This is a genomic window from Embleya sp. NPDC025285 (genome assembly GCF_055558835.1).
Genome location: NZ_JBVHLU010000014.1, coordinates 19,069 through 45,422, shown reverse-complemented (window position 1 = coordinate 45,422; position 26,354 = coordinate 19,069). Strand labels below are relative to the sequence as shown.

22 protein-coding genes are annotated in these 26,354 nt (G+C 70.3%); 18 read left to right on the top strand and 4 right to left on the bottom strand.

Annotation, left to right across the window (positions count from 1 at the left end; translation table 11 throughout):
- Positions 1-65 precede the first annotated feature (65 nt).
- From rfbB to ACZ4FV_RS11865, 3 genes are all read left to right on the top strand, one after another.
- Positions 66-1,043 (top strand): dTDP-glucose 4,6-dehydratase, encoded by a 978-nt coding sequence (gene rfbB / locus ACZ4FV_RS11875; protein ID WP_395864451.1) that lies wholly within the window; start codon positions 66-68, stop codon positions 1,041-1,043.
- A 65-nt stretch (positions 1,044-1,108) separates the two neighbouring features.
- Entirely contained in the window at positions 1,109-2,011 is a 903-nt protein-coding gene (locus ACZ4FV_RS11870) for a glycosyltransferase family 2 protein (RefSeq protein ID WP_395864449.1), read from the top strand.
- A 39-nt stretch (positions 2,012-2,050) separates the two neighbouring features.
- Positions 2,051-3,013 (top strand): NAD-dependent epimerase/dehydratase family protein, encoded by a 963-nt coding sequence (locus ACZ4FV_RS11865; RefSeq protein WP_395864447.1) that lies wholly within the window; start codon positions 2,051-2,053, stop codon positions 3,011-3,013.
- Positions 3,014-3,131: 118 nt separating this feature from the next.
- Here ACZ4FV_RS11865 and ACZ4FV_RS11860 read toward each other — a convergent pair whose 3' ends face one another.
- Both ACZ4FV_RS11860 and ACZ4FV_RS11855 read right to left on the bottom strand, forming a co-directional pair.
- A complete protein-coding gene (locus ACZ4FV_RS11860; RefSeq protein ID WP_402236033.1) occupies positions 3,132-4,037 on the bottom strand; it encodes a glycosyltransferase family 2 protein in 906 nt (301 codons plus the stop codon).
- 33 nt (positions 4,038-4,070) lie between these two features.
- Entirely contained in the window at positions 4,071-5,402 is a 1,332-nt protein-coding gene (locus ACZ4FV_RS11855; RefSeq protein ID WP_395864443.1) for a lipopolysaccharide biosynthesis protein, read from the bottom strand.
- A 328-nt stretch (positions 5,403-5,730) separates the two neighbouring features.
- Between ACZ4FV_RS11855 and ACZ4FV_RS11850 the strand changes: the two genes are divergently transcribed.
- The 5 genes from ACZ4FV_RS11850 to ACZ4FV_RS11830 all read left to right on the top strand — a co-directional run bounded on the left by ACZ4FV_RS11850 (position 5,731) and on the right by ACZ4FV_RS11830 (position 12,105).
- A complete protein-coding gene (locus ACZ4FV_RS11850) occupies positions 5,731-6,417 on the top strand; it encodes a glycosyltransferase family 2 protein (protein WP_395864442.1) in 687 nt (228 codons plus the stop codon).
- Positions 6,418-6,421: 4 nt separating this feature from the next.
- A complete protein-coding gene (locus ACZ4FV_RS11845; protein ID WP_395864440.1) occupies positions 6,422-6,853 on the top strand; it encodes a DUF2304 domain-containing protein in 432 nt (143 codons plus the stop codon).
- Positions 6,854-7,079: 226 nt separating this feature from the next.
- A complete protein-coding gene (locus ACZ4FV_RS11840) occupies positions 7,080-8,303 on the top strand; it encodes a hypothetical protein (RefSeq protein ID WP_395864438.1) in 1,224 nt (407 codons plus the stop codon).
- Positions 8,304-8,471: 168 nt separating this feature from the next.
- The gene (locus ACZ4FV_RS11835; protein WP_395864436.1) at positions 8,472-10,502 is read left to right on the top strand and encodes a hypothetical protein; all 2,031 of its coding nucleotides are present in this window, start codon (positions 8,472-8,474) and stop codon (positions 10,500-10,502) included.
- Position 10,503: 1 nt separating this feature from the next.
- A complete protein-coding gene (locus ACZ4FV_RS11830; protein ID WP_402236038.1) occupies positions 10,504-12,105 on the top strand; it encodes a glycosyltransferase family 2 protein in 1,602 nt (533 codons plus the stop codon).
- Between the two features lie 46 nt (positions 12,106-12,151).
- Here ACZ4FV_RS11830 and ACZ4FV_RS11825 read toward each other — a convergent pair whose 3' ends face one another.
- Together ACZ4FV_RS11825 and ACZ4FV_RS11820 are read right to left on the bottom strand one after the other, a co-directional pair.
- A complete protein-coding gene (locus ACZ4FV_RS11825; protein ID WP_402236041.1) occupies positions 12,152-13,318 on the bottom strand; it encodes a glycosyltransferase in 1,167 nt (388 codons plus the stop codon).
- A gap of 11 nt (positions 13,319-13,329) precedes the next feature.
- Entirely contained in the window at positions 13,330-16,173 is a 2,844-nt protein-coding gene (locus ACZ4FV_RS11820; RefSeq protein ID WP_402236044.1) for a bifunctional glycosyltransferase/CDP-glycerol:glycerophosphate glycerophosphotransferase, read from the bottom strand.
- Between the two features lie 473 nt (positions 16,174-16,646).
- Between ACZ4FV_RS11820 and ACZ4FV_RS11815 the strand changes: the two genes are divergently transcribed.
- The 10 genes from ACZ4FV_RS11815 to ACZ4FV_RS11770 all read left to right on the top strand — a co-directional run bounded on the left by ACZ4FV_RS11815 (position 16,647) and on the right by ACZ4FV_RS11770 (position 26,199).
- Positions 16,647-18,422: a DUF5941 domain-containing protein gene (locus tag ACZ4FV_RS11815; protein WP_465322562.1), complete on the top strand. Its 1,776-nt coding sequence runs from the start codon at positions 16,647-16,649 to the stop codon at positions 18,420-18,422.
- The gene (locus ACZ4FV_RS11810) at positions 18,419-19,198 is read left to right on the top strand and encodes a phosphocholine cytidylyltransferase family protein (protein WP_395864427.1); all 780 of its coding nucleotides are present in this window, start codon (positions 18,419-18,421) and stop codon (positions 19,196-19,198) included. Before ACZ4FV_RS11815 ends, ACZ4FV_RS11810 begins: the two co-directional genes overlap by 4 nt.
- The gene (locus tag ACZ4FV_RS11805) at positions 19,186-20,256 is read left to right on the top strand and encodes an iron-containing alcohol dehydrogenase family protein (protein WP_395864425.1); all 1,071 of its coding nucleotides are present in this window, start codon (positions 19,186-19,188) and stop codon (positions 20,254-20,256) included. The genes ACZ4FV_RS11810 and ACZ4FV_RS11805 overlap by 13 nt, the downstream gene beginning before the upstream one ends.
- Positions 20,234-21,016 carry a CDP-alcohol phosphatidyltransferase family protein gene (locus tag ACZ4FV_RS11800; protein ID WP_395864423.1) on the top strand — a complete coding sequence of 261 codons (783 nt, stop codon included), beginning with the start codon at positions 20,234-20,236 and terminating at the stop codon, positions 21,014-21,016. Before ACZ4FV_RS11805 ends, ACZ4FV_RS11800 begins: the two co-directional genes overlap by 23 nt.
- Positions 21,017-21,093: 77 nt before the next feature.
- Positions 21,094-21,930 (top strand): glycosyltransferase family 2 protein, encoded by an 837-nt coding sequence (locus ACZ4FV_RS11795; protein WP_395864723.1) that lies wholly within the window; start codon positions 21,094-21,096, stop codon positions 21,928-21,930.
- Positions 21,931-21,987: 57 nt separating this feature from the next.
- A complete protein-coding gene (locus ACZ4FV_RS11790) occupies positions 21,988-22,908 on the top strand; it encodes an ABC transporter permease (protein ID WP_395864422.1) in 921 nt (306 codons plus the stop codon).
- Positions 22,909-22,921: 13 nt separating this feature from the next.
- Complete coding sequence (locus ACZ4FV_RS11785) at positions 22,922-23,758, top strand: ABC transporter ATP-binding protein (protein ID WP_395864721.1); 837 nt, start codon at positions 22,922-22,924, stop codon at positions 23,756-23,758.
- A 90-nt stretch (positions 23,759-23,848) separates the two neighbouring features.
- The gene (locus ACZ4FV_RS11780; protein ID WP_465322561.1) at positions 23,849-24,484 is read left to right on the top strand and encodes a phosphatase PAP2 family protein; all 636 of its coding nucleotides are present in this window, start codon (positions 23,849-23,851) and stop codon (positions 24,482-24,484) included.
- 31 nt (positions 24,485-24,515) lie between these two features.
- The gene (locus tag ACZ4FV_RS11775; RefSeq protein ID WP_465322560.1) at positions 24,516-25,235 is read left to right on the top strand and encodes a GntR family transcriptional regulator; all 720 of its coding nucleotides are present in this window, start codon (positions 24,516-24,518) and stop codon (positions 25,233-25,235) included.
- Between the two features lie 88 nt (positions 25,236-25,323).
- Positions 25,324-26,199, top strand: a complete 876-nt coding sequence (locus tag ACZ4FV_RS11770) for an SCO4651 family lipoprotein (protein ID WP_395864416.1) — start codon at positions 25,324-25,326, stop codon at positions 26,197-26,199.
- Positions 26,200-26,354: the final 155 nt, after the last annotated feature.

Sequence of the window (26,354 nt, the reverse complement as noted above, 5' to 3'; positions counted from 1 at the left end):
GGGTCCCGAACGACTCGCGGGGTCACCGGAAAGGCTTGGGGGGCTGCGTGTAGAATCCCCTCTCTATGCAGATCTTGGTTACAGGTGGGGCCGGCTTCATCGGCTCGGAGTTCGTTCGGGGTTTGTTGTCCCGTTCGAGCGTGTCCGACACGGTCACCGTTTTGGACAAGCTTTCCTACTCGGGCAACATCGCCAATCTGGCCGACGTCGCGGGACACCCGGGATACACCTTCGTCCAGGGCGACATTCGCGATGCGGACGTGGTCGATCAGATCGTGCCCGGTCACGACGTCGTGGTGCACTTCGCGGCCGAATCCCACGTCGACAGGTCGATCTCCGGTGCGATGGAGTTCGTGACCACCAACGTCGTGGGCACCCAGGTCCTCCTCGACGCCGCGCGCAAGCACCGGGTGAACCGCTTCGTCCACGTGTCCACCGACGAGGTGTACGGCTCGATCGCCGAGGGCTCGTGGACCGAGGGCTGGCCGCTGGCCCCCAACTCGCCGTACTCGGCGAGCAAGGCGGGCTCCGACCTGCTGGCCCTCGCGGCCTTCCGCACGCACGGCATGGACGTCGTGCTCACCCGTTGCTCCAACAACTACGGGCCGTACCAGTTCCCGGAGAAGATGATCCCGCTGTTCCTGACCAACCTGTTCGACGGACACTCGGTGCCGTTGTACGGGGACGGCGCGAACGTGCGGGACTGGCTGCACGTGTCGGACCACTGCGCGGGCATCGAGAAGGTCATGCGCCTCGGGCGTGCCGGCGAGACGTACCACATCGGCGGTGGCGTCGAGTTGACCAACAAGGAACTGACCGGCCTGCTTCTGGAAGCGTGCGGGGCGGACTGGGGGATGGTTCGCCGGGTCGAGGACCGCAAGGGGCACGACCTGCGCTACTCGTTGTCCATCCAAAAGATCCAGGACGAACTCGGTTACGCTCCGGCCATACCCTTCGACCGAGGTCTCGCGGACACCGTAGCCTGGTATAGGGCCAATCGACCCTGGTGGGAACCGTTGAAGGCCCGGGCATCCGGGGCCTGATCCGGCTCGATGGTGGACGCACCACCGCTCGCTCCGTCGCCCGATCACTTAGGTGTATGAATCCCATGACCACGTTCGACATCATGTTGCCGTACTACGGCCCCGTTTCGCTGATGCAGGCCGCCGTGCGGAGCGTCATGACGCAGTCCGATCGGGACTGGCGGCTCACCGTGGTCGACGACGGCCGCGAGGAGGGCGTCGCGGAGTGGTTCGAGGCGCTGGGCGACAAGCGCGTGCGGTACCAGCGCAACGAACGCAACCTCGGCGTCTCCGGCAACTACCGCAAGTGCATCGGTCTGGTCGAGTTCGACCGGGTGGTCCTGATGGGGACCGACGACATCATGCTGCCGAACTACCTCGAGTGCATGCGCGCGTCGCTCGCGGTGGCTCCGGACGTCGCGATGATCCAGCCGGGTGTCGAGGTCATCGACGGCCTCGGCCAGCCGCTGCGGACCCTGGTGGACGGGACCAAGCGGCGGATCTACGCACCCAAGGTGGACGGCCATCGGCTGATGGGCGGCCAGGAGTTGGCCACCGGGCTGGTGCGGGGCAACTGGTTGTACTTCCCGTCGATGTGCTGGCGTGCCGACGCGCTCAAGGCGGTGTCGTTCCGCGAGGATCTGCGGGTCACCCAGGACCTCGCGCTGGTCATGGAACTGCTGCTTCGCGGCGAGGAGTTGCTCGTCTCGAGCACGACCTGCTTCCAGTACCGCAGGCACGCGGCCAGCATCTCCTCGACCACGGCCGGCACCGGTGCCCGGTTCGCCGAGGAGCGCCGCTACTTCCTGGAACTGGCCAAAGTCGCCCAGGAGCACGGTTGGTCCCGCACGGCCAAGGCGGCCCGCTTCCACGTCGCGTCGCGGCTGCACGCGTTGACGCTGCTGCCGGGCGCCGTGCGTACGGGGCGCAAGGAGAGCGTGTCGAACATCGTCGCGCACGCGTTCGGTTCGGTGCGCCAGGCGCGATAACCCGCGTCTCGGCGGCCTCGACGGAAAGAGAATCGCACCATGGCTGAACCGACCGGCGCCGCCCCGCAGGCCGTGCCCGCGCGGGTCGCCGTCCTCGGCGGTAGCGGATTCATCGGTCGCCCCCTGTGCGCCGCCCTGACCGAACGCGGCCACGAGGTCGTCGCGATCGGTCGGCGCGAGCCGGCGACACCGCTCGCCGCGACCTTCGTGGCGTTGGACGTCCAGGAGGCCCGACCGCAGGTCGTCGCCGAGGTGTTGGGCGAGCATCGGATCACCCACGTGATCAACGCGGCGGGCGGCATGTGGGGGCTGAACGACGAGGAACTCGTCGGCGCGAACCTGACCCTGGTGGAGAACCTGATCGAGGCGATCGCGCTGCTGACCCCGGCCCCGCGGCTGGTGCAGTTCGGCACGGTGCACGAATACGGTCTGGTCCCGGTCGGCACGGTGCTCCGCGAGGACTCCCCGGCGCGGCCCGCGATGGCCTACGGCGAGCTGAAGTTGCGCTGCACCGAGCGGATCGGCGCGGCGGTCGAATCGCGCGGCCTGGACGCGATCGTGCTGCGGGTGGGCAACGTGGTGGGCGCCGGCCAACCCGGGCACAGCCTGCTCGGCGGTGTGGCCGCGAAGTTGTCGGCGGGCGCCGGGCTCGACGAGCCGGTGCGGCTGACCTTCGCCTCGCTGGGCGCGCGCCGGGACTTCGTCGACCTCGACGATGTCGTGGCCGCCACGGTCGCCGCCGCGGAGTCGAGCGCGCGCGGAGTGGTCAACGTCGGCGGTGGCGCCGGCGTGCCCGCCCGCGAGTTGGTCCGCCTGCTGATCGAGGCCAGTGGCGTGCCGGCCGAACTGGTCGAGGAATCGCCCGACCCCGGCCCGGACGAGCAGTGGCAGTGCATGTCCCTGGAGCACGCGAGCGAACTGCTGGGATGGCGGCCGCGACACTCGCTCGGCCACGCGATGGAACGCCTGTGGGCCCACCACGCCGGCGAGCGGGTGTCCTGACCCGCCGCCGCGACGCGGACCCCGCCGCCCGGCACGGACCGCGCCGGCGTCCGCACAGCACGAGCGCCGACAGCACGAGCCCCCGACGACGCGACCGCGTCGTCGGGGGCTCGTGCCGTCAGTGCGCGCGGGGGTTGCCGAACGCGTGCCGGGTCAGGTTGCGCACCCCGCCCTTGTCCCCGCGGCGAACCGCCTTGGGCACCAGGGTGAGCGCGTGCAGCCGCGAGCCGATGTGGTTGCGCGCGGCGGCTGCCGCGCGGTGCCAGCCCAGCGCCTCGAAGCGCTCGATCATGCCGGTGAAGTAGGTCCGCTCGGTGACGAACCGGCGGCCACTGGTGGCCGCGGCGGAGGAGTGACTGACCGCGTGCCGCCGGTAGCGGAAGCAGACCGTGTCGTCGACCACCATGGTCGCGTGCAGGCACAGCGCGTCGATCACCATGGCGAGGTCGTGCACCTCGTCCAGGTCGTCCGGGAAGCCGACCTTCTTGGCGATGTCGCTGCGCCAGGCCAGCGAGGGGAAGTACAGCCAGTTGCCCCGGATCAGTCCGACCGCGAGGTCCTCACCGCCGTAGAGCCGGCGGCCCTGCGCCTTGGGCGCGAACAGATGCCGCTTGACCTGGTCGACGAACGGCATCGCCGGGTTGCCGGCGGTGTCGATGACCTGCACGCCGGGCTGCACGATCTTCGCGTCCGGGAACTCCCGCAGGCAGTCCCGCACGGTGGCCAGGTAGTGCGGGAGCATCACGTCGTCCCCGCCCATGAAGACCAACAGCGGGTTCTCGACCAGCGAGAGGACCTTCTGGTAGTTCTTCGTCACACCCAACCGGTGGTCGTTGCGCCGATAGTCGATACGACTGTCCTCGAGGCTCGCGAACCACTCGGGTACACCGGGTTCGGAGCCGTCGTCGGTGACGATCAGGCGCCAGTTCTGGTCGGTCTGGGCGATGACGCTTCGGACGGCTTGCTGCATCATGCCCACGTCGCCGTAGTAGGGCATCGCGACGTCGATCGTTTCCAACACCATCTCCGGATCCGAGTTGAGTGAACGAGGTGCTTGTCAGGCCTGCACGACTGTGTCGGACGGCGTACCCCGCAACGCGTCGTCCCGTCGGGCATCGCTCACATGGTGCCCCACATCGCGCTTTCCCAGACTCCACAGCAGGAACGCCATCATCAGCGTGGTGACCAGAGAGCCGGTCAGGTAGGCCGCCTCGACCCGGAGCTGGATCGAACCCGGCGAGGCGGTCACCGCCACGAGCGCGGCGACGCCGACCACCCAGGACCACATCTGCTGCCGGTGGGCGCCCTGGGCCATCAGGGCCTGTCCCAGCACGAGTGCGAGCATGTAGCACAGGGTGCCCATGGAGAACCACGCGAAGTCCGCGGTGCCCAGGACCCTGGGCGCGCCGAACAGCGTCGGTACCAGCCACGGGCCTGCGACCGTGGCCACGAGCCCGCCACCCAGCCCCAGGACCGCGACGATTCCGCAACTGCGCAGCACCAGTTGGCGGAACGCGGCCCGATTCCCGGCCGCGTGCGCGCCGGCCAGCCCCGGGAGCAGCGAGGTCTGCAGCGAGCTGAAGACGAAGAGCGGCACTCGGGCCAGCACGATCGCCGACAGCAACGCGCTGACCAGCTCGACCTCGCCGGGTTCGAGCAGCTTGACGTTGATGACCGCGATGTTCACCACGATCTGGGACAACATCATCGAGACGATCAACAGGGCCAGGCCCTGGTACATCGCCTTCCACGGCACGGTGGTCCCCGGCAGCGCGTGCCGCAGCACCGGTCGCAGGGTGACCAGGACCGACAGGAGCGGGGCCGCGGTCAGGATCAGGCTGAACATCAGCGCCGACTGCACGTCGGCGACCCCGAGGGCGACGGCGAAGGCGATCCGCAGGCCGCCGTCGATCGCGAGCTGCGCGCCGTACTCGCGGAACAGGCCGAGTCCGGCGAGGATTCCGCGGGTGACCGCGGTCGCGGCGAGCCCGAGGAACGCGCCCGCCAGCGCGACGAGCATGCTGCGCTGTCCGGCGAACAGGCGATCGGAGATCGGCACGGCCCCGGCGGCGACCACCACGAGCACGGCCAGCAGGATTGCGCCGGCGAGGATCATTCCCCGCCGCAGCACGGGCGCGGCCCCTTCGCCCCCTATTTTCCGGGCGGCGACGATTCGGGTGATCTCCTGCTCGACAGGGGTATAAAATCCATATCCCACCGAGAATGCGATCGTCCACAAAACCGATACATTTGCCATGCCGTCGGAGGACAGCGTGTGGCCGGCGAGTGCGAGATGCACATATGAGGCGGCGCCCAGGACGACGACGCCGATGCCGACTCGGAGCGTGCCCGGGGGCAGGGCCCGGACGGCGCGTACTACGAGATTCACGGTGACCCGGCCGATGCGAAGTTGGGATGGATGGGGCGGCATGGGGGATCGGACCCACCCGCGTCGCCGCTCGACGGACCGCTCGGGCCCTCAGGACATGACCGTACAGGCGATCAAGGGCGACCTACCAGGCAGCCGATCGGTTAGGATCCTCTGAGGTGATGGGCCCATAGCTTCGCGAGTCTACTGGACATACGAGGCGACAGGTTCGACCGATGATCGACCGGAGGCCGCGCGGGCCGGGCCGAGTGCGCGTCGGTTCGTCCCTTCGGATTGTTGCTCGGAATAATCAGACGCGGTAGCGAAAACTCATCTCTTGGAGTGTCTGGTGCGGGACTACAGCGACGTATGGTTGGTGATTCCTGTCTTCAATGAAGATCAGGTCATCGCCCAAGTCGTCACGGATGCATCTCTAGTATTCCCGAACATTGTTTGCGTGGACGACGGCAGTTCGGACAACTCCGCCCGGGAGATCTTCGGAACCGTCGCCCATCTGGTGAAGCACCCGGTCAATCTCGGCCAGGGCGCCTCTTTGCAGACCGGAATGACCTACGCGCTCGCCCAACCCGGTGCCCGGTATTTCGTTACCTTCGACGCGGACGGGCAACACCGTGTCGAGGATGCCCAGGCCATGATCGAACGCCTGCGGGTGGGTGATGTCGACGTCGTGCTCGGATCCAGATTCCTGGAATCCACCACGGAGATCCCCAAGATAAAGCGAATCGTTCTGCGCACCGTCGCGGCGTTGAGTCTCACGTCGCGCAAACTCCGCTTGACGGACGCGCACAACGGACTGCGCGTCTTCAATCGAGAGGCTGCGGCGCGATTGCGCATCAGCATGAACGGAATGGCGCACGCGTCGGAGATCGTCGGTTTCCTGGCGCGCTCGGGTCTGCGGATCACGGAGATGCCCGTCTCCGTGATCTACACCGAGTACTCGAAAGCCAAGGGGCAATCGCTCATCAATGGCGTGAACATCCTCTTTGACATGTCGGTTCGGCAGCGGGGTAAATGATCGTATGTTGATCCAGGGAATTCTCCTCCTCGGTGCCGCGGGCCTGCTGGCCCTGTTCGTCATCCAGTGGGACCAGGTGCGTACCCGGGCCTGGAAGCGCATCGCGTTCCTGTTGTTCGTCGGTGTGAACGCCTACGCGGTGATTCGTCCCTCCGACACCACGTGGCTCGCACACAAGGTGGGCGTCGGTCGTGGAACCGACTTGATCCTCTACGGCCTCGTAGTGGGTGTCGCCTTCATGGCGATGAACACCTTCATGCGGTTCCGGTCCCTGGAGAAGAAGATCACCGACCTGGCGCGCAGCGTGGCCATCCGCGAGGCGCAGTTGCTCAACGCGAACCGGCCGCCGGCGCCGGCTCGGGTCGAGCTCACGGAGGGTGCCGAGCCGCCGGAGGTCGCCGAGGTTCCGGCCTCCGAGCACATCTCGACCAGCTGATTCGATTCTCGGGCGGACGACCGGGCCGCGCCGCACGCACACGGAAGTGGACCCGAGTCCGAAGATGGTCGTATCGCGCAGGAATGTGTTTGTCGGTGGTTGCGCTCTCGCGCTCGGTGGCGCGGGTGCGATCGGGGCGGTCGAGTTGCTCGACCGGGGCGGGACCGCGAAGCCGCGGCCCGTCCGCCCGGCGCCCGCGGGCTCCGGCGCATCGAGGGTGCTCAACGTGGTCGCGCACCACGACGACGATCTGCTGTTCCTCAGTCCGGAGTTGCTGGACAACCTGGCGGCGGGCGCCGCGCTGCGCACGGTGTACTTCAACGCCTCGGACTACGCGGACTATCCGAAGTACATGAAGGATCGCGAGGCGGGTCTGCGCGACGCCTACGCGCAGACCGTGGGCGCCAAGCCCGGCGAGTGGAAGGCGCAGCCCTACGACATGGGCGGCGTGCGCGCGACGTTGTGGACGCTGGGGGATCGGGTGTCCATACTCGAGACCCGGATTCCGGACGGCTTCATGCGCACTCCGCTCGGCGCGAAACGCATGTGGGGTCTGTACGCCGACAACACCCGGATCGCCACCCGCCCCGGGGACGCCTTCCCGGCCCAGGAGTTCGACCGCGACGGCCTGGCCGCCTTTCTGCGCGGGGTGCGGGACGAGTTCAAGCCGGATCGGGTCAACACGCTGGATCCGACCTCCGACCTCCAGGGCGACCCGGATCCGGTGGGCGGATTCCACCAGGATCACGTGGCCGTGGCCCGCATGGTGATGTACGCCCTGGAGCAGGACGTTCCGGCGTCGCCCGTCGTATATCACCGCGACTACACGATCCAGCAGGAACCGCCGAATCTGAGCCCCGAACAGGCGGCGAAGAAAAAGCAGGCATTCGCCATCTACACCGAATACGACGCGGACGCCAAGCGCAGCAAGGTATACGGTCCGTGGCTGCACAAGTCCTATCTCGCGAACGCCGCGTGGCGCCGTGATCTCGTGCTCCCGATGCCGGTTCCCGATCGGGCCGCCCCGATCGCCGGGCATCCCTATCTGGGGCCGCGATATCGCATCCGCAATCGCGGCAACGGGCTGGAGTTGACCGTACGCCCGGAACCCGACGCCCCGTTGACCGCCGCGGCGGCCAAGGGCCACGAGGGCACCGTGTTCCGGCTGGCCGGTATCCGGTACGGCTGGGGGCTGCTCCCGGTCGCCGGCGACCGGATCGTGGCGATCCCCGGCGCCGCCACGACCGCCGATTGTGTGCCCCGGTTGGCCGCGCGGGCCCTGGACCCGGCGCAGGCGCTGCGCGTGCGCGGCGATGTCGCCGGCGGATTCGGCCTGCTGTTCGCGCATTCCGGTATGGCGCTCACCGGAGCCCGCGCACCGGGCGGAGATGTATTTCAGGCACCGCCCGGCGGCGGGGACGCCCAAAAATGGGACTTCATCAAGGTCTGAATTCGGCTCGTTTATGCCATGCGATATCCTTGCCCGGCCCAGGACGTGTGTTTCACCCGGACCGAACGAGGATTCGTGACCGTCTCAGACAGCGCGCGGACGACCGCTCCACCGATGGGTTCGGTCGCCTCGCCGGGCCCGCCTCGACCCCGTGGATCCGGAAGGCTGGTGCGAGGAGTGCTGATCCTGCTCGCCGCCCTGGCGCTGTCCTGGCTGGTGCCGATCGCGGCCTACGCGGCCCACGTCGCGGTCGTGTTGCCGGTGCTCTTCGTCGGCCTCGTGGCGTCGCTGCTGCGCTCGGGGCGGACCGTGACGGACCGGCTGGTCATCGCGTTCGCCCTGGTCACAGGCGCGACCTGCCTGGCCGGGCTGGTGTTCTCGGTGTGGCCGTGGGGCCTGCACCCGGTGCCGGTGGCCGGAGTCGGCTTCAGTGCCGTGTCGATCGTGGCGGTGGTCGCCGGCCGCCGTCCGGCGCTGCCGCGGATCCTGGCCCCGGGCGATGTGGTGACCGCGGCGCTGACCGCGGTGGTCACCTTCGGGACCCTTTATCCCTACCTCGGTCGCGGCCTGGTCGGCCGGTTGTCCCTGGTCGCGGTGGCCGAGGACCTCGGCCGGCATTTCGCGCTCTACGACACGATCAGGACCGCCGGTGGTTACACGTTCCTGAATCGCTCGGAAACGCGAACCGGACTGACGAATGAACTTTTCGGTTATCCGCAGGGCAGCCACTTCGGGATGAGTCTGTTCGACAACTTCCTGCGTTCGAGCACCACCGCGGGTTCCGGCACGACCGCGTTGAACCATTTCGTCTACTTCTACGCGGCCACATTCGTCTTCCTCGTCTTCGCGGTTTTGTGGTCGATGCGCTGGATCGCCGGACCCGCGTTGTCGACGTGGCGCTATGTCGTGGTCGGCGGCGCCGCCGCCGCGTACCTGTACTTCGGCGACGGCATGTCGATGTTCCTGCGCGGGTTCCCGAGCGAGTTCGTCGGGCTCGGCCTGCTCGCGCTGATGGTCGCGGTCACCACCCGACCGCTTCCCCGGCTGCGCGAGCAGATGTGCGTGCTGGCCGCGCTGACCACCGGATTGTCCTTTACCTACTACCTGTTCCTGCCGCTGGCCGGCGTGCTGCTCCTGGTCTGGGTGGTGGGCAACCGCAAGCGACTGTGGGTGCAGCCGCTGTGGACCGTCGGCGCGGTCGTGGTCACCGCGGTCGGCGCGCTGTACCTGCCGATCCTCAACAGCGAGTCGGTGAAGTCGGATTCGTTGAACGCGGGCGGCGGGATCAGCCCCACCATCCGGCACCTGATCGTGGTCCTGGTCTTCGTGACCGCGCTGGGTCTGGCCTCCCGGTCCGCGTGGCGCCACCCGGTCCGGCGGATGGCGATCCTGTGGCTGGGCGGCGCGACCGGGATCGTCGCGCTGATGTACCTCTACCAGAGCCGCATCCTGGGCGAGACCTCCTACTACTACGAGAAGTTGCTGCACCAGTTGATCGTGGTCGGCCTGGTCTGCCTGGGTGGTACCTGGTTCGTGGCGCCGAGATGGCGGCCCGGCCACTTCGCCGCCCGCTCGCGGGTCGCCGAGCCGTTCACCCGTCCGCTGACCGCGAGCGCGCTGGCGCTGTGCGTGGTGGTTTCCATCGGCTACAACGCGAACCCCGACCGCGAGGTCTGGCGCAAGCCGCCGAAGGATCTCAGCTGGGGTGTGGGCTACTTCGAGAAGAAGATGGACCAGCCCAGGCTTGCCCAGTTGATCCTGGCCGTGATGAAGGCCCAGCCCAAGCCCCAGGGCCACGCGACGATAGTGCAGATGAAGAACGACTGGCAGGCCAACTACTACGGGACGCTGTGGGTCGACGTGCTCTCGCGCAACCTCGGCACCGCGTGGCAGACCAAGCCCACCTACGGCAACCAGGAGACCCCGGAGCAACTCACCCAGCGCATCGCGGTCAAGTTCCCCAAGCTGCCGATGCGAGTGGTCACCGACGACCCGGTGACCCTGGCGACCCTGCAGACGTTGCGGCGGGACCGCCCCGACCTGCGGCTGGAAGTACTGTTCAGCAACCCCACCCGGTGCACCTACGACTTCAAGGCCCAGCCGATGCTCAAGCCCGGCGAGCGTCTCGCGTCGGTGCCGCGGATCCCGTTCCCCGCCAACGGCTGCAAGAGCCCGCAAGACGCGCCCGACAGGAAGTGACATGAGCGAGCCCCTCGACCTCCGGGTCTGCGTCGTCGTCATCGTGTACAACGACGCGGACCGACTCGCCGAAGCGGTGCGCTCGGCCCTGACGCAGGGCGAGGTGGTGGGTGAGCTGGTGATCGTGGACGACGCCTCGACCGACGCCACGCCCGAGGTGTGCGCGCGGCTCGCGGCCGAGGATCCGCGGGTGCGGATCGTGCGCCGGGCGGACAACAGCGGTGGATGCGGCTCCCCGCGCAACGACGGGGTGCGCGCCGCGCGCGCCGCCCGGATCGTGTTCCTGGACAGCGACGACGTGCTGCCGCCCGGCGCGGTGGCGGTGCTCTCGGCCGCCGCGGACGCGCACGACGCCGAGGTCGTGGCCGGGCTGTGCGTACGCCGGGAACTGCCCAGGGTGCGCGATGTGCCCTGGCAGCCGCAGTTGTTCACGACCGCGGCCGTGCACGCCGACCCGGAGCTGCGACCCGAGACGGTGTGGGACACCCTCTCGGTCAACAAGCTCTACGACCGGGCGTTCCTGCTCGAGCACGACATCCGCTTTCCCGACGGCGCCGCGCACTACGAGGACTTCGTGTTCACGGCGCGCGTGTACGCGGCCGGGCCCCGCCTGGCGGTGGTGCCGGACCACGTGTACACGTGGCACGTGCGCCGCGACGGCGGCGACCCCTCGATCTCGCTGCGCCGGGACCGGGTGGCCAACTGGCTCGACCGGCTCGACGCGCACCGACAGGTCGTGGACATCTTCACCGAGGCCGGCCGCACCGCGCTGCGGGCGGCGGCGCTGACCAAGTTCCTCGAGCACGACCTGCGGCTGTACCTGCGGGACCTGGGCGCGCGCACCGCCGAGTACCGGGAGGAGTGGTGGCGCGCCTGCCGGGCACACCTCGCCTCCTTCGAACCCGAGGCGTTCGCGCGGGCGTTCCCCACCGCTCGGTGGGCCGCGGCCGTGATCGCCGCACACGAGACGCCCGCGGGCGTCGCGCGGCTCGCCGAACTGGCGGCCGAGCCGCCGCGCCTGATCGGTCCGTACCCGGAGCACGCGGGCACGCCGGTGTGGGACGAGACCGGACCGAAGGTGGTCCTGGACGGGCTCGCGGAGATCGCGCCCGCCGACCTGCCCGCGGTCGTGGAGGCGAACGTGCGCGGCACGGTCGGCAACACGCTGGACGTCACGGTGCACGACCTGTACGGCCGGCTCGCGGCGGCCGGCCCGGTCCGGCTCGACCTGGAACTGCGCGATCGACACGGCATCGAGGTCCGGGCCGTGGGCGTGCGCGAGGGGCTGCTGCGCGGTCTCGCGGACGCGTCCGGCTGGTCCACGACCGTCACCGTCGAGGGAACCGTGCTGGCCGGCGCGGAGCCCTTCACGGTGTGGGACGTGTGGGCCCGGGTGCACCTGGCCGAGGGCCCGCCGCTGGTCACCAAGGTTCGGGCCGGGACGGGACTGGGCCGCCGGTTGCGCCCGGACCTGCGGCACGGAGTCGCGTTCGTGCAGTTCTACCGGACCGCGAGCCGCTCGCTGGCGATTCGCCACGCGGGCGGTGGGGTCGGTGTGCGCGAGGTGTTGGGCGCCCGGCTCCGCCGCCGCCGGGCGTCATGACCCGACCGACCCGATCCGCCCGGCGGGGTCGACCCGCCGGGCGGGCTCACCGGTAGACGTAGTCGAAGATCTGCTCCCAGCGTTCCAGCACCGCCTCCGGCGCGAACCGGGTGACGTCCTCGAGCCCCCGCTTGCCGAGCCGGTCGCGCAGGTCGCGGTCGCGGATCAGGCGCTCCAGCGCGGCGGTGAACTCGTGGGTGTTGCCCCGCGGCACCAGGAGACCGTTGCGCTCGTGGGTGAGGATCTCGCGCACGCCCGGCGCGCAGTCGAACGCGACGCTGGGCACGCCCATCGCCATCGCCTCCATCAGCGAGATCGGGAAGCCCTCGGCGCGCGAGGGGGCGACGAACACCGAGCCCTCGCGCAGCGCGCCCTCGACATCGGCGGTCTGCCCGGCGAACTCGACGGTGCCGGTCAGGCCGAGCGCCGCCGCCTGGGCGCGCAGCCGGCCCTCCTCGGGACCCGACCCGTACAGCCGCAGCCGCCACTCGGGATTGCGCCGGGCCACCTCGACCCACGCCTCCAGGAGCAGGTCGTAGCCCTTCTCGAAGGAGAGCCGACCCAGCCCCACCACCAGCGGATCGGCCCGCTCGGAGAACGTCTGCGGCCTGATCGGCAGCGGGTTCGGCAGCACGTCGACGTTGTTGAGCCCGTCCCGGCTCCACGCGTCCGCGTCCTCGACGGTGAGCAGCAGCAACCGGTCCACGTCGGCGAACCAGCGGCGCACCCGGCGCGCGCGCGAGGAGTTGGCGGACGCCTCGAACGACTCGTGGCTCATCCCGATCACCCGCAGCCCGGAGGTGTCCGCGAGAGCGACCCACTCCATCGCCCAGACCTGCGGCGCGATCACGATCGCGCCCGGCCGGGCCGCGCGGAACAACGCGGTCAGCCGGTCGGCGGCCTGCCGCATCGACGCCTTGCGCAACATCTCGCGGCGTTGCGCGCCGACGTTGAGCCGATCCCGCACGGTGCGCGGACCCCAGGCCGACGGCGGGTGCACGCGGTGCAGCACGCTGGTGCGATACGGCAGATCACGGCCGTAGTCGTGCACGGTCTCCGGGTGCACCACGCCGATCAGGTGCACGGTGTGCCCGCTCGCCTGGAGCATCCCCGCCGTGTGGTGCGCCCAGCGCTGGAGCCCGCCGAGTTCCTCGATGTTGTTGCAGACGATGAAGATGTCGCGCGGTGTGCGCGTCACGATTGCCTCGCTCACTGCTGCCTCGCTCACTGCGCGCCCCCGGTCGGGAAGAAGCGGGCGACGATCTCCTTGGCGGCGGTGCCCCGGTCGTATTCGCCGTAGGACTTCACGAACGCCCGGCGCCGGTCCGCGTAGCGTTCGCGCATGCCCTCCACCTCGCGTATCGCCGCGAACAGCGCGTCCTGGTCGCCGGCGAGCGGCCCGGGCGCCTGCTCGGCGAGTTCGAAGTAGGCACCGCGCGACTGCCGGGTGTAGGCGTCGTAGTCGTAGGTGTAGAACACCATCGGCCGATCCAGCAGCGCGTAGTCGAACATCAGCGACGAGTAGTCGGTGATCAGCACGTCGGCCAGCCGCAACAGCGGCGTGACGTCGTGCGTGGTGGACGCGTCGCGCACGTCCGCCGCCAGCGACGGCGGCAGTTCCACCTCGTCCAGGTAGTGCGTACGCACCAGCAGCACGAACTCCTCGCCCAGCTCCGCGACCCAGCGCTCGAGATCGAACGGCATCTCGAAGTCCTCGTCCTCGCCGCGCGGCCGGAACGTCGGCGCGTACAGCACGATCCGGCGCGGATCGTCGACCAGGCCCAACTCGGCCCGCAGCGCCTCGACATCGGCGGTCCCGGCGTCCTTGTCGGCCAGCGCGTCGTTGCGCGGGTAGCCCACGCGCAGCGGCTCGGCGCGCAGCCGGTAGGCGGCCATCAGCGTGTCGACGTCGTGCTCGGAGCGGACCACGAAGTAGTCGAAGCGGTCCACGCCCTTTTGCAACCGGGCCTGGGCCGCGGCGTCGGACTGCTTGACCGAGGGCATGTCGAAGCCCATGCGCTTGAGCGCGGAGCCGTGCCAGGTCTGGATGTACGTGGTGCCGGGATTCTTCACCGCGTCACCCAGCACGCCCTGGTTGTCGATCCAGAACTCGGCCTGGGCGAGCGCCTTGTAGTGCGCCCACGAGCCGCGCTTGACCAGCGTGGCGTCCTTGGGGAAGCCCGCCCGGCTCTCCGCGTAGACCCACACCGCCTCGAACCTGGCACCGGAGCGCCGCAGTTCCTCGTGGATGTAGCGCGGGTTGTCGCTGTACTGCAGGCCGAGGTGGCTCTCGAAGACGACCAGACCCTTGCGCACCGGCAGCTTGGCCAGCGCGGTCCGGGCCAGTCGGAACGCCTCCCGCTTGCGCGCCCCGGTCCGGGTGATCTGCTTGCGGGCGGTGGCGACCAGCTTGTGACCGAACGGGCTGTCTGCGGTACGCAGCACCAACTCGCGGCCCTTGCGCGCGATCGCGCCCTCGTGCGTGATGGTGAAGGACAGGTGCCCCTTGTCCGTGATGAACGGGACCACGTGGTCGCCGACGGCCTTGCTCAGCCGGGGCCGGATCGGGATCCGCCGCGCGTCCTCGGGCAGCGAGGTGGCGAAGATACGACTCGTGGTCACCACGCCGTCGACCGTCAGGTCCATCCGCACGTCCCACACCGGGTCCAGCACCCCGACCGGGTGCAGTGTGCGGGTGAGGTCGACGGTGGTCTCCCACACCAGTCCCTCGGGCGTGTGCCGGATCGAGTCCACCGGGACGTGCACCGTGGTCATCGCGAGCTTCTTGCGCCGGGAGCGGAACTCCAGACGGGCGGAGAGCTTCGCGGTCGGCGCGATCCGGTCCAGCGGATTGACGATCAGCCCGGCGAGGCGGAGCGAGCCGCCGGAGGAGGAGTAGTGCGTCAGGTCGTTGCCCAGCCAGACCAGGTTCAGCGGCTTGGACCAGGTCACCAGGTCGGTGACGTCCAGGACCGCGCGACCGAGCTCGTCGTCCAGGTGCTCCGCGCACCAGTAGACCCGGCCGTCTTGCCGGTGCAGCGGCGCGCACACCTTGGTGCGGTTGAGCACCATGTCGATCGCGGTGAGCAGGTTCGGCCAGTCGTCGCGCAGCACCAGATACGCGGCCAGCGCCGGGATGTGCTTGGCCTGGCGGAACGCGCGCGGGTCCAGCGTGGCCAGGTACTCCTGGGCCATCGGGATGAACTCGCGACGGAATTCCTCGGTCTGGAACGGCAGGCCCCACAGGTAGAGCACCAGGTCGTGCTGGAGGAACTTGATGTCCTTCCGCAGCTTCAGCGCCCGGTGTTCCTCGCCGTGCAACTCCTCGTCGATCCGGCGGTGGATGGTCAGCCGGTCGGCGAAGTTACGCAGCTCGCCGCGGCGGTTGGAGATCGAACGCACCTTCGCGTCCTCGACCACCCGCCACTGGTAGACGGTGTTGGGGATCAGCGTGATCCGGTTCGCCGCCAGGTAGGCACGGGCCGAGAACAGCAGGTCCTCGTAGTGCAGGCCCTCGGGGAAGCGCAGTTCGTGCTCGTCCAGGAAGGCACGCCGGTAGCACTTGTTGGTGGACAGCGTGTCGTAGAGCAACTCCGGGCGCTCGTCCAGCGACTCGAGCACCGCGCGTTCCGCGTACAGCTCCGGGTACCACGGGGTCTGCTTGCCCTTGCGGCTCTCGTGCACGCGCACGCACAGCCCGGAGATCAGGTCCGACCCGGTCTCCTCGGCGGCCACCAGCATGTTCTTGCACGCGTGCCGGTCCAGCGTGTCGTCGCTGTCCAGGAACATCACGAAGGTGCCCCGGGCCTGGTCGATGCCCTCGTTGCGGGGTCGGCTGCATCCGCCGCTGTTGTGCGGCAGCCGGATCGCTCGCACCTTGTCCGGGTGCTCGGCCGCGAACCGCTCCGCCACCGCGAAACTGTCGTCCGAACTGGCGTCGTCGACGATCAGGATCTCGAGGTTGTCCAGCGTCTGACGCAGCACCGAGTCCACCGCGCGCGGCAGTCGGGCCGCGTCGTTGTAGACGATCACGATCACGCTCACGTCGGGTGCGCGAGACACACTCATGCGGCCACCTCCGCGGGCGGGGTTCGGGAACGGTGCTTCGAGCTTAGTCAGGCTGCGGAGGGCCGGGCCAATCCCGGTCGCGGGACGCCACACGCCGGGCGGCGGCACATCCGCCGGGCATCGACGGGACGGACACGGGACGGACACCGCACGGACAATGGAGACGCGAACGCGGTGCGCGCGGTTCGGCCCGGCGGCCTCGCGAGGGCGGCCGGAAATCGGTTCTCGCTCGCGGGTGGCGGACGACGGCGGATGATCCGTTAACCTGTCTCGTTGTTTCGGGGAACTCCCCACACCCTCCGCTCGATCGGCGTTGCTGCGGCGATTGCTCAAAGGAGTGATGGCGCCTGTCCACTGCCCTGGTCGTCACAGAGCCCACCTCCACCGGTTCGACGGCTCGGACGGATCGGCCGGATCCCGCCCCGCTGCTCGCCGAGCTGTCCGCGATCGACCGCCGGGTCCCCGAGATCGAGGTGGTCGCGGCGGACGCCCTCGCGAGCGCCCTGGCCGGCGGCGACTGTCGGGTGACCCTCGTCGACGCGCGCTTCGTCGGCCACCGGCATGCGCTGCGCCTGGTGATCGCCGACACCCGTTTCCCGGTCGCGCACGTGCCCGGCGTGCTCGCGCTCGAGGGCGAGGCGCGCGCCGAGGCGGCCCGGATCCTGGCCGCGCTCGACCGGCAGCCGGCGAACGTGTGCGTCCCCGACCTGCTGGCCGAACGATTGACCGAGGCCGGCATCGCGCCGCGCGAGGTCCCGCTGGGCGACCTGGTCGCCGAGGTCGCCCACGACGAGGCCGCGCGCACCCGGGCGCTGGCCGCGGTGGCGGCCGTGGACGACGAGCGGATCCGGCTGAACTCGGCGGTCAAGGCCCGGGACGGCTTCTTCACCACGTTCGCGGTGAGCACGTGGTCGCGCTACCTCGCGCGCTGGTGCGCCCGCCGGGGGCTGACCCCCAACCAGGTCACCGTCGCGTCGCTGTTCGTCGCACTGATGGCGGCGGCCGGGGCCGCGACCGGCACCCGCGCGGGATACATCGCCGCGGCGCTGGGCCTGTACTTCTCCTTCGTGCTGGACTGCACCGACGGCCAGCTCGCGCGCTACGCGGTGAGCTACTCGCGGATCGGCTCGTGGCTGGACGCCACCTTCGACCGGGCCAAGGAGTACGCGGTCTACGCGGGCCTCGCGCTCGGCGCGGCCCGGCACGACGACGACGTGTGGACCCTCGCGCTGGTCGCGATGGTGGTGATGACCACCCGGCACATCGTCGACTTCGCCTTCAACGAGACCCGACGCGGCATCGGCGGCGGAGACGACGACAGCGCCGACGGCGGTGCGGGCGCCAAGCTCTCCGGCAAGCTGAACTCGGTCGGCTGGACCGTGTGGGCCCGGCGGATGATCATCCTGCCGATCGGCGAGCGCTGGGCGCTGATCGCCGTGCTCACCGCCACCACCACGCCGCGGATCACCTTCGTCGTGCTGATCGTCGGCTGCGTGCTCGCCGCCTGCTACACCTCGCTGGGCCGGATCCTGCGCTCGCTGCCGCGCCGCGCCGCGTTCGTCCCGCAGGTGGGCGAACACCTCGCCGCACTCGCCGACAGCGGTCCGCTCGCCGAACTGGTGGGCCGGCTGCGGTTGCGCGTCCCGGCCCCCGCCGCCGCCCTGCTCGGCACCGCCGCACTGGTCGCGGTGCTGCTCGCGGGCGGCGCGGGCGAGTGGTGGGGCCTGGCCGGTGCCGGCGCCTACGCGCTGTGCGCCGGGATCGCGATCGGCCGGCCACTGGTGCGCCGGCTCGACTGGGTGGTGCCGCCGATCTTCCGGGCCGCCGAGTACGCCGCGATCACCATCCTCGCGGCCCGGGTGGTGCCCACCGCGGTGGCCGCCGCGTTCGGCTTGGTCGCGGCCACGGCCTACCATCACTACGACACGGTGTACCGCCTGCGCGGTGGCTACGGCGCCCCGCCCCGGGCGCTGGTGTGGCTGGTGCTCGGTCACGAGGGGCGGGTGCTCCTGGTGACCTTGCTGGCCGCACTGGGCTCGGGCACCCTGTGCACCGGCCTGATCGCGACGGCCGTCGTGCTCGCGGCGATCGTGCTCACCGAGAGTGTCGTGTTCTGGGTGCGCGGCGCGCGCCCCGACATCGACGACGTGACCCCGGTGGGACCGGCTCCCTCGGCCTCGACGCCGCCGTACCGCCCCCTGGAGGCCGCCGCCGCGGCGGCCTCCGATCGAACTGGAGACCTCTCATGATCGGCCTCGTTCTCGCCGCCGGCGCCGGCCGCCGGCTGCGCCCGCACACCGACACGCTGCCCAAGGCCCTGGTGCCGGTGGGCGCGCCCGGTGCGCCGGACAGCGAACGGTCGATCCTGGAGGTCACCCTCTCCCACTACGCCGCGGTCGGCCTGACCGAGGCCGCGATCGTGGTCGGCTACTGCGGCGACGCGATCCGCGACCGGCAGGGCCTGCTGGAGCGCCGCTACGGTCTGAAGCTGCACATGGTCGACAACGACAAGGCCGAGGAGTGGAACAACGCCTACTCCCTGTGGTGCGCGCGCGACCATCTCGCGGACGGCGTGCTGCTGGCCAACGGCGACACGCTGCACCCGGTCTCGGTCCAGGAGACGATGCTGGCCGCGCGCGATACCTCCGGGGCCGACGCCAAGGGCATCATCCTGGCCCTGGACACCGCCAAGCCGCTCGCCGACGAGGAAATGAAGGTCACCCTCGGCGAGGACGGCCGGATGCGCCGGATCACCAAGCTGATGGACCCGGCCGAGGCGGCCGGCGAGTACATCGGCGTCACGCTGATCGAGGGCCACGCGGCGCCCGCGTTGATCGACGCGCTGCGCGCGACCTTCGAGCGCGACCCACAGCTCTACTACGAGGACGGCTACCAGGAACTGGTGAACCGGGGCGGTCGGGTCGACGTGCAGCCGATCAGCGCGTCGGACACCCGGGTGCCGTGGACCGAGATCGACACCACCGAGGACCTCATGGTCGCGCGGGAGATCGCGTGCCGGTACTGACCCGTCTGGTCCCCACCCCGCTCACCGTCGACATCCGCGCGGGTGCGGTCGACGACCTCGCGGGCATCCTGGCCGACCGCCGGGTCTCCACGTCGGGTCGGATAGCGGTCGTGGTCAGCGAGGGCTCCGGGGCCCGGCTGCGCGAGCGGTTCGCGCCGCACCTGCCCGGCGCCGAGTGGTACACCGTCGCCGGCGGCACACTGACCGCCGCCGTAGACCTCGCCGACCGCATGCGCGGCGGCGCCTACGACGCCGTGGTCGGTCTGGGCGGCGGCCGGGTCCTGGACGCGACCAAGTACGCCGCCGCGCGGGTGGGCCTGCCCATGGTCGCGGTCGCCACCAATCTCGCCCACGACGGCATCGCGTCGCCGGTGAGCATCCTGGACAACGACGCGGGGCGCGGCTCCTACGGCGTGCCCACACCGATCGCCCTGGTGGTGGACCTGGACCTGGTCCGCGCGGCGCCGCAGCGCTTCGTCCGCTCCGGCATCGGCGAATCCCTGTCCAATCTGTGCGCGGTGGCCGACTGGGAGCTGTCCCAGCGCGAGACCGGCGAGCCGGTGGACGGCCTCGCGGTCGCGCTGGCCCGCACCTCCGGCGACTCGATCCTGCACCGCCCCGGCGGCATCGAGGACGACGACTTCCTCGTGGCCCTGGCCGAGGGCCTCGTACTCTCCGGCATCGCGATGTCCGTCGCCGGCACCACCCGCCCCTGCAGCGGAGCCTGTCACGAGATCTCGCACGCCATCGACCTGCTCTACGGCGAGCGCGACGGCCACGACGGGCTGCATGGCGAACAGGTCGGCCTGGGCGCCGCGTTCGCCACCCACCTGCGTGGCGACACCGCACTGACGAAGCTCTTGACGAGCGCCCTTGATCGGCACAGGCTGCCGGTCGTGCCGGAGCATCTCGGCCTGACCATCGACGAATTCGTGGCGGCGGTGAGTCACGCGCCCCAGACCCGTCCGGGACGCTTCACCATCCTCGAACATCTCGACCTCGACAATGACGCCATCCGGGATTCGGTGACCGAATATGTCCACACCTACGGCGGCTGAGCTTCGCTCGGTCGTACACCCCGAGGGCCTGCTCGATCGGCGCAGTGGCGAACACTGGGCCGGACGCATCTACATGCGGCAGATCTCCCTCCAGGTCACCCGACGCATCGTCGGGACCCGGGTGACGCCCAACGGCCTCACCTACATGATGATCCTCGCGGGCATCGCCGCCGGCGCCGCGCTGATCCTGCCCGGGATCGCGGGGCCGCTCGCGGCGCTGCTCCTGGTGCAGCTCTACCTGCTGCTCGACTGCGTCGACGGCGAGGTGGCGCGCTGGCGGCGGCAGACCTCGGTCACCGGCGTCTACCTCGACCGGGTCGGCCACTACCTCTCCGAGGCCGCGCTGCTCTCCGGCGCGGGCCTGCATGCCGCGGGTGTCCTGGACGGCGGCGGCTTCAACGGCTACGCGACGCTGGGCGTGGTCGCCGCGCTGGGCGCGATCCTGATCAAGTCGGAGACCGACCTGGTCGACGGCGCGCGGGCGAAGAGCGGCCTGCCGCCGGTCCAGGACGCCGCCGCCGTGCCGCGTTCCTCGGGCGCCGCGTCGGCGCGCAAGATCGTCGCCTCGCTCAAGTTCCACCGCCTGGTCGGCGCCGTCGAGGCGTCGATCTTCCTGCTCCTGGCGGGTGTACTCGACCTGGTGGCCGACGACGGCGGCCTGCTGTACAGCAGGATCGCGGTGAGCGCGCTCGCCGCCATCGCGCTCCTGCAGACCGTGCTGCACCTGGTCAGCGTGCTGATGTCGAGCAGGCTCCGGTGACCGCCGAGGCTGCCGAGGGGCAGCGCGCGGGCGAGGCGAAGGCACAGGCGATCGCGCTCGGCGCGGTGGTGCTGACCATGGGCGACCGCCCGGACGAGCTGAACCGGCTGCTGCGTTCGGTGGCCGATCAGCACGGCGAGCCGATGACGGTGGTCGTGGTGGCCAACGGCGGCCCGCTGCCGGAGCTGCCCGAGGGCGTGGTGGGCATCACCCTGCCGGAGAACGTGGGCATCCCGGCCGGCCGCAACGTGGGTACCGCCGGCCTGCCCGACGACGTCGACGTGGTGCTCTTCCTCGACGACGACGGCCGACTCGCCGGCACCGACGCCGGCCGACTGCTGCGCGAGGCGTTCGCGGCGAACCCGCGCCTGGGCATCGTCAGCTTCCGGATCGTGGATCCGGAGAGCGGCGAGACCCAGCGCCGGCACGTGCCCCGGATCCGGGTCGGCGACCCGCTGCGCTCGGGCCCGGTGACCACCTTCCTCGGCGGCGCCAGCGCGGTGCGCGCGGCGGTGCTGCGCGAGGTCGGCGGGCTGCCCGACGACTTCTTCTACGCGCACGAGGAGACCGACCTGGCCTGGCGCGCGCTCGACGCCGGCTGGGAGATCGACTACCGCGCGGACATCGTGCTGGAACACCCCAAGACCAGCCCGGCCCGGCACGCGGCGTTCTTCCGGATGAACGCGCGCAACCGCGTCTACCTGGCCCGGCGCAACCTGCCGTGGCCGATCGTGCCCGCCTATCTGGGCACGTGGGTCGTCCTGACCGCCGCCCGCCGGCCGTCCAAGGAGAACGCCCAAGCCTGGCTGGCCGGCTTCCGCGAGGGGTGGAAGACCCCGAGTGGCCCGCGCAAGCCGATGTCCTGGCGCACGGTCTGGCGGATGACCAGGCTCGGCCGTCCGCCGGTCATCTGACAGGCTGGAATCCCCGTACCGTTTCGATTTCGACCCGACGCAGACGAAAGTGTCAACGTGGCCAACAGCGCGCAGGCCGACACCCTGAGCCCACAGGGGACGTCGGCGCCCCCCGGTTCCACCGAACCCCTGGCGGACCTCGCCGCCCGCTACAAGCTGACGGTCAGCGGGGCCCGTCCCGGACTGCTCTCCTACACCAGGCAGCTCTGGGCCCGACGCCACTTCATCGTGGCCTTCGCCAACGCCAAGACCCGGGCGACGTACAGCACCGCCAAGCTCGGCCAGGTCTGGCAGGTACTCACACCGCTGATGAACGCGGCCGTGTACTACCTGATCTTCGGCTACCTGGTGCAGACCAAGGACGGCATCGACAACTACGTCGCCTTCCTGGTCACCGGCGTCTTCGTGTTCACCTTCACGCAGAGCGCCGTGCTCGCGGGCAGTCGGGCGATCAGCGATCAGCTCAACCTGATCCGCGCGCTGCACTTCCCACGGGCGTGCCTGCCGATCTCCTTCACGATCGTGCAGCTCCAGCAACTGATGTTCTCGATGGTCGTGCTGTGCGCGATCGTGCTGGGCACCGGTGAGCCGCTCACCCTGAAGTGGCTGCTCGTGCTGCCCGCGCTGGTGCTGCAGTTCGTCTTCAACGTCGGCCTGAGCCTGGTCCTGGCCCGGATCGGCGCGGTGCTGGTGGACATCAAGCAGCTTCTGCCGTTCCTGCTGCGCACCTGGCTGTACCTCAGCGGCGTCTTCTACAGCCTGGACTCCTACACCGACAAGGCGCCCGCCTGGGTGGCCCGCGTGCTGGAGGCGAACCCGGGAGCGGTCTACATCGAGGTGATCCGCGACTCGCTCATCGAAAGCCACCAGACGCTCCCGCTGCACGTGTGGGGCTACGCGGTGGGCTGGGCGCTGGTGATGGGCATCGGTGGTTACGTGTACTTCTGGAAGGCGGAAGAGAGGTACGGCCGTGGCTGAGCAGCCCGCGATCATGAGTTGGGCCGAGGCCGGCGCGAATTCCGAGGTCGAGGTGCCCGAGCAGAACGCCCCGCAGCCCGCGCAGCCGCAGGAGGAGATCCCGCCGACCGTCGTGGTCGACGACGTGCACCTGATCTACCGCGTGCACGGCGCCTCCTCGGGCAAGGGCAGTGCCACGTCCGCGCTGTCCCGGCTCGCGCTGCGCAAGAAGGCGGCGGGCATCACCGAGGTACACGCCGTACGAGGCGTCAGCTTCGTCGCCTACAAGGGCCAGGCGATCGGCCTGATCGGGCGCAACGGTTCGGGCAAGAGCACGCTGCTGAGGTGCATCGCCGGCCTGCTGCCGCCCACCACTGGCAAGATCTACAGCGACGGCCAGCCGTCCCTGCTGGGCGTCAACGCCGCGATGATGAACGACCTCACCGGCGAGCGGAACATCATCCTGGGCTGCCTGGCGATGGGCATGACCCAGCGCGAGGCCGAGGCCAACTACGACCAGATCGCCTCGTTCTCCGGGCTGAACAACTACAACGGCAAGGACTTCACCAAGCTGCCGATGCGGACCTACTCGTCCGGCATGGCGGCCCGCCTGCGCTTTTCCATCGCGGCCGCACGCACACACGACGTGCTGATGATCGACGAGGCGCTGGCCACCGGCGACCGCGAGTTCCAGCTCAAGAGCGAGGCCCGGATCCGCGAGCTGCGCAAGGAGGCCGGCACGGTCTTCCTGGTCAGCCACAGCATGAAGTCGATCCGGGACACCTGCGACCGGGCGATCTGGCTCGACCAGGGCGTGATCAAGATGGATGGTCCGATGGAGGAAGTCGTCAACGCGTACGAGGGCAAGTAGCGGCGACACCACTCCGACGGTTCCGTCCGCTGCTGCGACGGCACCGACGGCACCAACAGCACCAACAGCACCACGCGAAGGGGTTCACCGGTGTCCTTGCAGGTCCTGGCGGAGAGTACGGACGACAACCTCGACATCGAGGTCCTGCGGGACGTCAACGGACTCACCGAGCACACCTCATGGGCGCACGGGGGCATGGAGTTCATGGGCGAGTACGGCATGTTCGCCGTACTCGCCGTACTGGGCCTGCTCGCGTGGTGGCGGGCCCGCGCCCGCCCCGACCACATAGCGGCCGTGGCCGGCCTGGTGTGGGCCCCGCTGGCGGCCCTGGTCGCGGAGCTGGCCAACGCGCCGCTGCGCGACTGGGTCGATCGACCGCGTCCGTTCCTCAGCCACGAGGGGCTGCACGTGCTGGTCGAGGGCAAGACCGACCCGTCCTTCGCCTCCGACCACGCGCTGACCACGATGGCGCTGGCGGTCGGGATCCTGCTGGTGGACCGGCGACTGGGGATCCTGGCGGTGCTCGCGGCGGTGTTCACCGGCTTCTCCCGGCTGTACGTGGGCGTGCACTACCCGACGGACGTGCTCGCCGGGTTCGCGCTCGGCGCGCTGGTCGCAGTGGTTGGGTCGATGGTCGTGGGACGGGTCCTGGAACCGGTGGTGCGGCAGGTGGAACGCGGCCCGCTGCGGGTGCTGGTGACGGACCGAGCACGCCCGGCCGGCTGACGGCGACGCGGCCGAGGGGGGCGGACACACGATGGGAACGGATACCGAGGGCGGCCGCGACGCGGGACGCCTGGGCGAGCGGCTGAGCCTGCGTGAACAGGTCGCGCGCGCGGTCCGGGCGGCGCTGGTGGCGGGCCGGATGCAGCCGGGGGTGGTCTACTCCGCGCCGGCCCTGGCCACCCGCTTCGGGGTGTCCGCGACCCCGGTCCGCGAGGCGCTGCTCGACCTGGCCAAGGACGGCCTGGTCGAGCCGGTCCGCAACAAGGGCTTCCGGGTTCGCGCCGTGTCCGCGGCCGACCTGCGGGACATCCACGACCTGCGCGAACTCCTGGAGATACCCACGATCGGGCGGCTCGCCCGGGACGGCATCGCGGACGCGCTGCCGGCCCTGCGCGCACTGGTGGACGAACTCGCCGACGCGATCGACCGCGCCGACGTGCTCGACTACGTGGACGCCGACGACCGCTTCCACGCCCACCTGCTCGGCCTGGCCGGCAACGCGCGCCTGGTCCGGATGGTCGGCGAACTGCGGGCCCAGGCCCGGCTGTACGGTCCGCGTCCGCTGACCGAGCCGGCCGACCGGAGCCTGATCGCGGCCGAACACCACCGGCTGCTCGACCTGATCGAGGCACGCGATCCGGCCGGCGCCGAGGAACTGACCCGCCGGCACCTGGAGTGGTCGCGCACACCGAACCCGGCCCCGGTCCCGGACCCGGCGCTCGTGGACCCGAGGTCCCCCGAACGGCCGTAACCCGGCGCCGCCTCGCTCGTTGTCCCGTCGAGCCGCCGCCGCGTGGCCGGCCGTCACGCGAGGATTCAGAGCATCCGGGAGAACCCACATGTTGGTCCGCACCGTGCTCACGAGTGCCTGCTGCGCCCTCGTCCTGGCCGGGGTCACCGGCTGTCAGGGTGACGATGTGCAGCCCCAGGGAGCACGGGTCGAGGGCGGCGGCGGGGCCGCGAGCGGCCCGTCCGAGGCGGTGCTGGCCGTCCGCAAGGCGGCGGACGTCACCACCGGCGCGAAGAGTTCACGCACCCGAACCACGATGACCATGCAGAACAACGACCGGGTGGTCAAGCTCACCGGTCAGGGCATGTTCGACTATGTCCGCCACATCGGCACCCTCACCGTGGACGCGCCCAAGGACTCCGGCATCGCCGGTCCGCTCCAGGAGATCCTCACCCCCGAGGCGCTCTACATGAAGAACGGGTCGCCGGGCATCCCGAAGGACAAGTGGGTGCGACTGGCGATCGACGGGCTGGCCGACGGCAACCTGGTCAGCGGCGGCGCGACCGACCCCGGGACGTCCTTCGAGATACTGCGCGGGGTCAACGACGACGTCGTGCTCGTGGGCACCGAGAAGATGGGCGCGGACACCGTGCGGCACTATCGGGGCACGCTGGACATCCGCAAGGCGCACGACCTGACCGCGCCGGAGGTGCGCGGGCCGCTGGCCGCGGCGCTGAAGACCTTCGACGGCGCGCCGATCCCGTTCGACGCCTACCTCGACGACGCGGGCCGGTTGCGCCGGGTCGACGAGTCGTTCGCGTTCGTGATGGGCCCGGAGGAGGGCAAGGCGGCACCGCCGACCGCGAAGGTGCACTCCTCGGCCGAGTTGTACGACTTCGGGGTCGTGGTCGACGTCAAGCCGCCCGAGGCCAAGGACCTGTACGTCGCGCCGACCCCGCCGGGAACACCCGCCAAGCGCGGCTGAGTCACTCCCGCGGAGTCGTTCCGGGCGGTCCCCATATGACCCAGGCGTGCCATGTCCGCGCCGCGGACCCGCCCCTACGCTGGATGGGCCGAGGCCCGTCCGGGGTGCGCACGAGGAGGTGATGTGGGTGTCACGGTTCTCCGATCGCGGTGTGC

Bases quoted from the DNA above. Each gene is read 5' to 3' on its own strand.
- ACZ4FV_RS11775 (WP_465322560.1), top strand. From the start codon at position 24,516: ATGGGAACGGATACCGAGGGCGGCCGCGACGCGGGACGCCTGGGCGAG.
- ACZ4FV_RS11785 (WP_395864721.1), top strand. From the start codon at position 22,922: ATGAGTTGGGCCGAGGCCGGCGCGAATTCCGAGGTCGAGGTGCCCGAG.
- ACZ4FV_RS11795 (WP_395864723.1), top strand. From the start codon at position 21,094: ATGGGCGACCGCCCGGACGAGCTGAACCGGCTGCTGCGTTCGGTGGCC.
- ACZ4FV_RS11810 (WP_395864427.1), top strand. From the start codon at position 18,419: ATGATCGGCCTCGTTCTCGCCGCCGGCGCCGGCCGCCGGCTGCGCCCG.
- ACZ4FV_RS11770 (WP_395864416.1), top strand. From the start codon at position 25,324: ATGTTGGTCCGCACCGTGCTCACGAGTGCCTGCTGCGCCCTCGTCCTG.
- ACZ4FV_RS11870 (WP_395864449.1), top strand. From the start codon at position 1,109: ATGACCACGTTCGACATCATGTTGCCGTACTACGGCCCCGTTTCGCTG.
- ACZ4FV_RS11800 (WP_395864423.1), top strand. From the start codon at position 20,234: ATGTCCACACCTACGGCGGCTGAGCTTCGCTCGGTCGTACACCCCGAG.
- ACZ4FV_RS11820 (WP_402236044.1), bottom strand. From the start codon at position 16,173: ATGAGTGTGTCTCGCGCACCCGACGTGAGCGTGATCGTGATCGTCTAC.
- rfbB (WP_395864451.1), top strand. From the start codon at position 66: ATGCAGATCTTGGTTACAGGTGGGGCCGGCTTCATCGGCTCGGAGTTC.
- ACZ4FV_RS11845 (WP_395864440.1), top strand. From the start codon at position 6,422: ATGTTGATCCAGGGAATTCTCCTCCTCGGTGCCGCGGGCCTGCTGGCC.
- ACZ4FV_RS11865 (WP_395864447.1), top strand. From the start codon at position 2,051: ATGGCTGAACCGACCGGCGCCGCCCCGCAGGCCGTGCCCGCGCGGGTC.
- ACZ4FV_RS11830 (WP_402236038.1), top strand. From the start codon at position 10,504: ATGAGCGAGCCCCTCGACCTCCGGGTCTGCGTCGTCGTCATCGTGTAC.
- ACZ4FV_RS11860 (WP_402236033.1), bottom strand. From the start codon at position 4,037: ATGGTGTTGGAAACGATCGACGTCGCGATGCCCTACTACGGCGACGTG.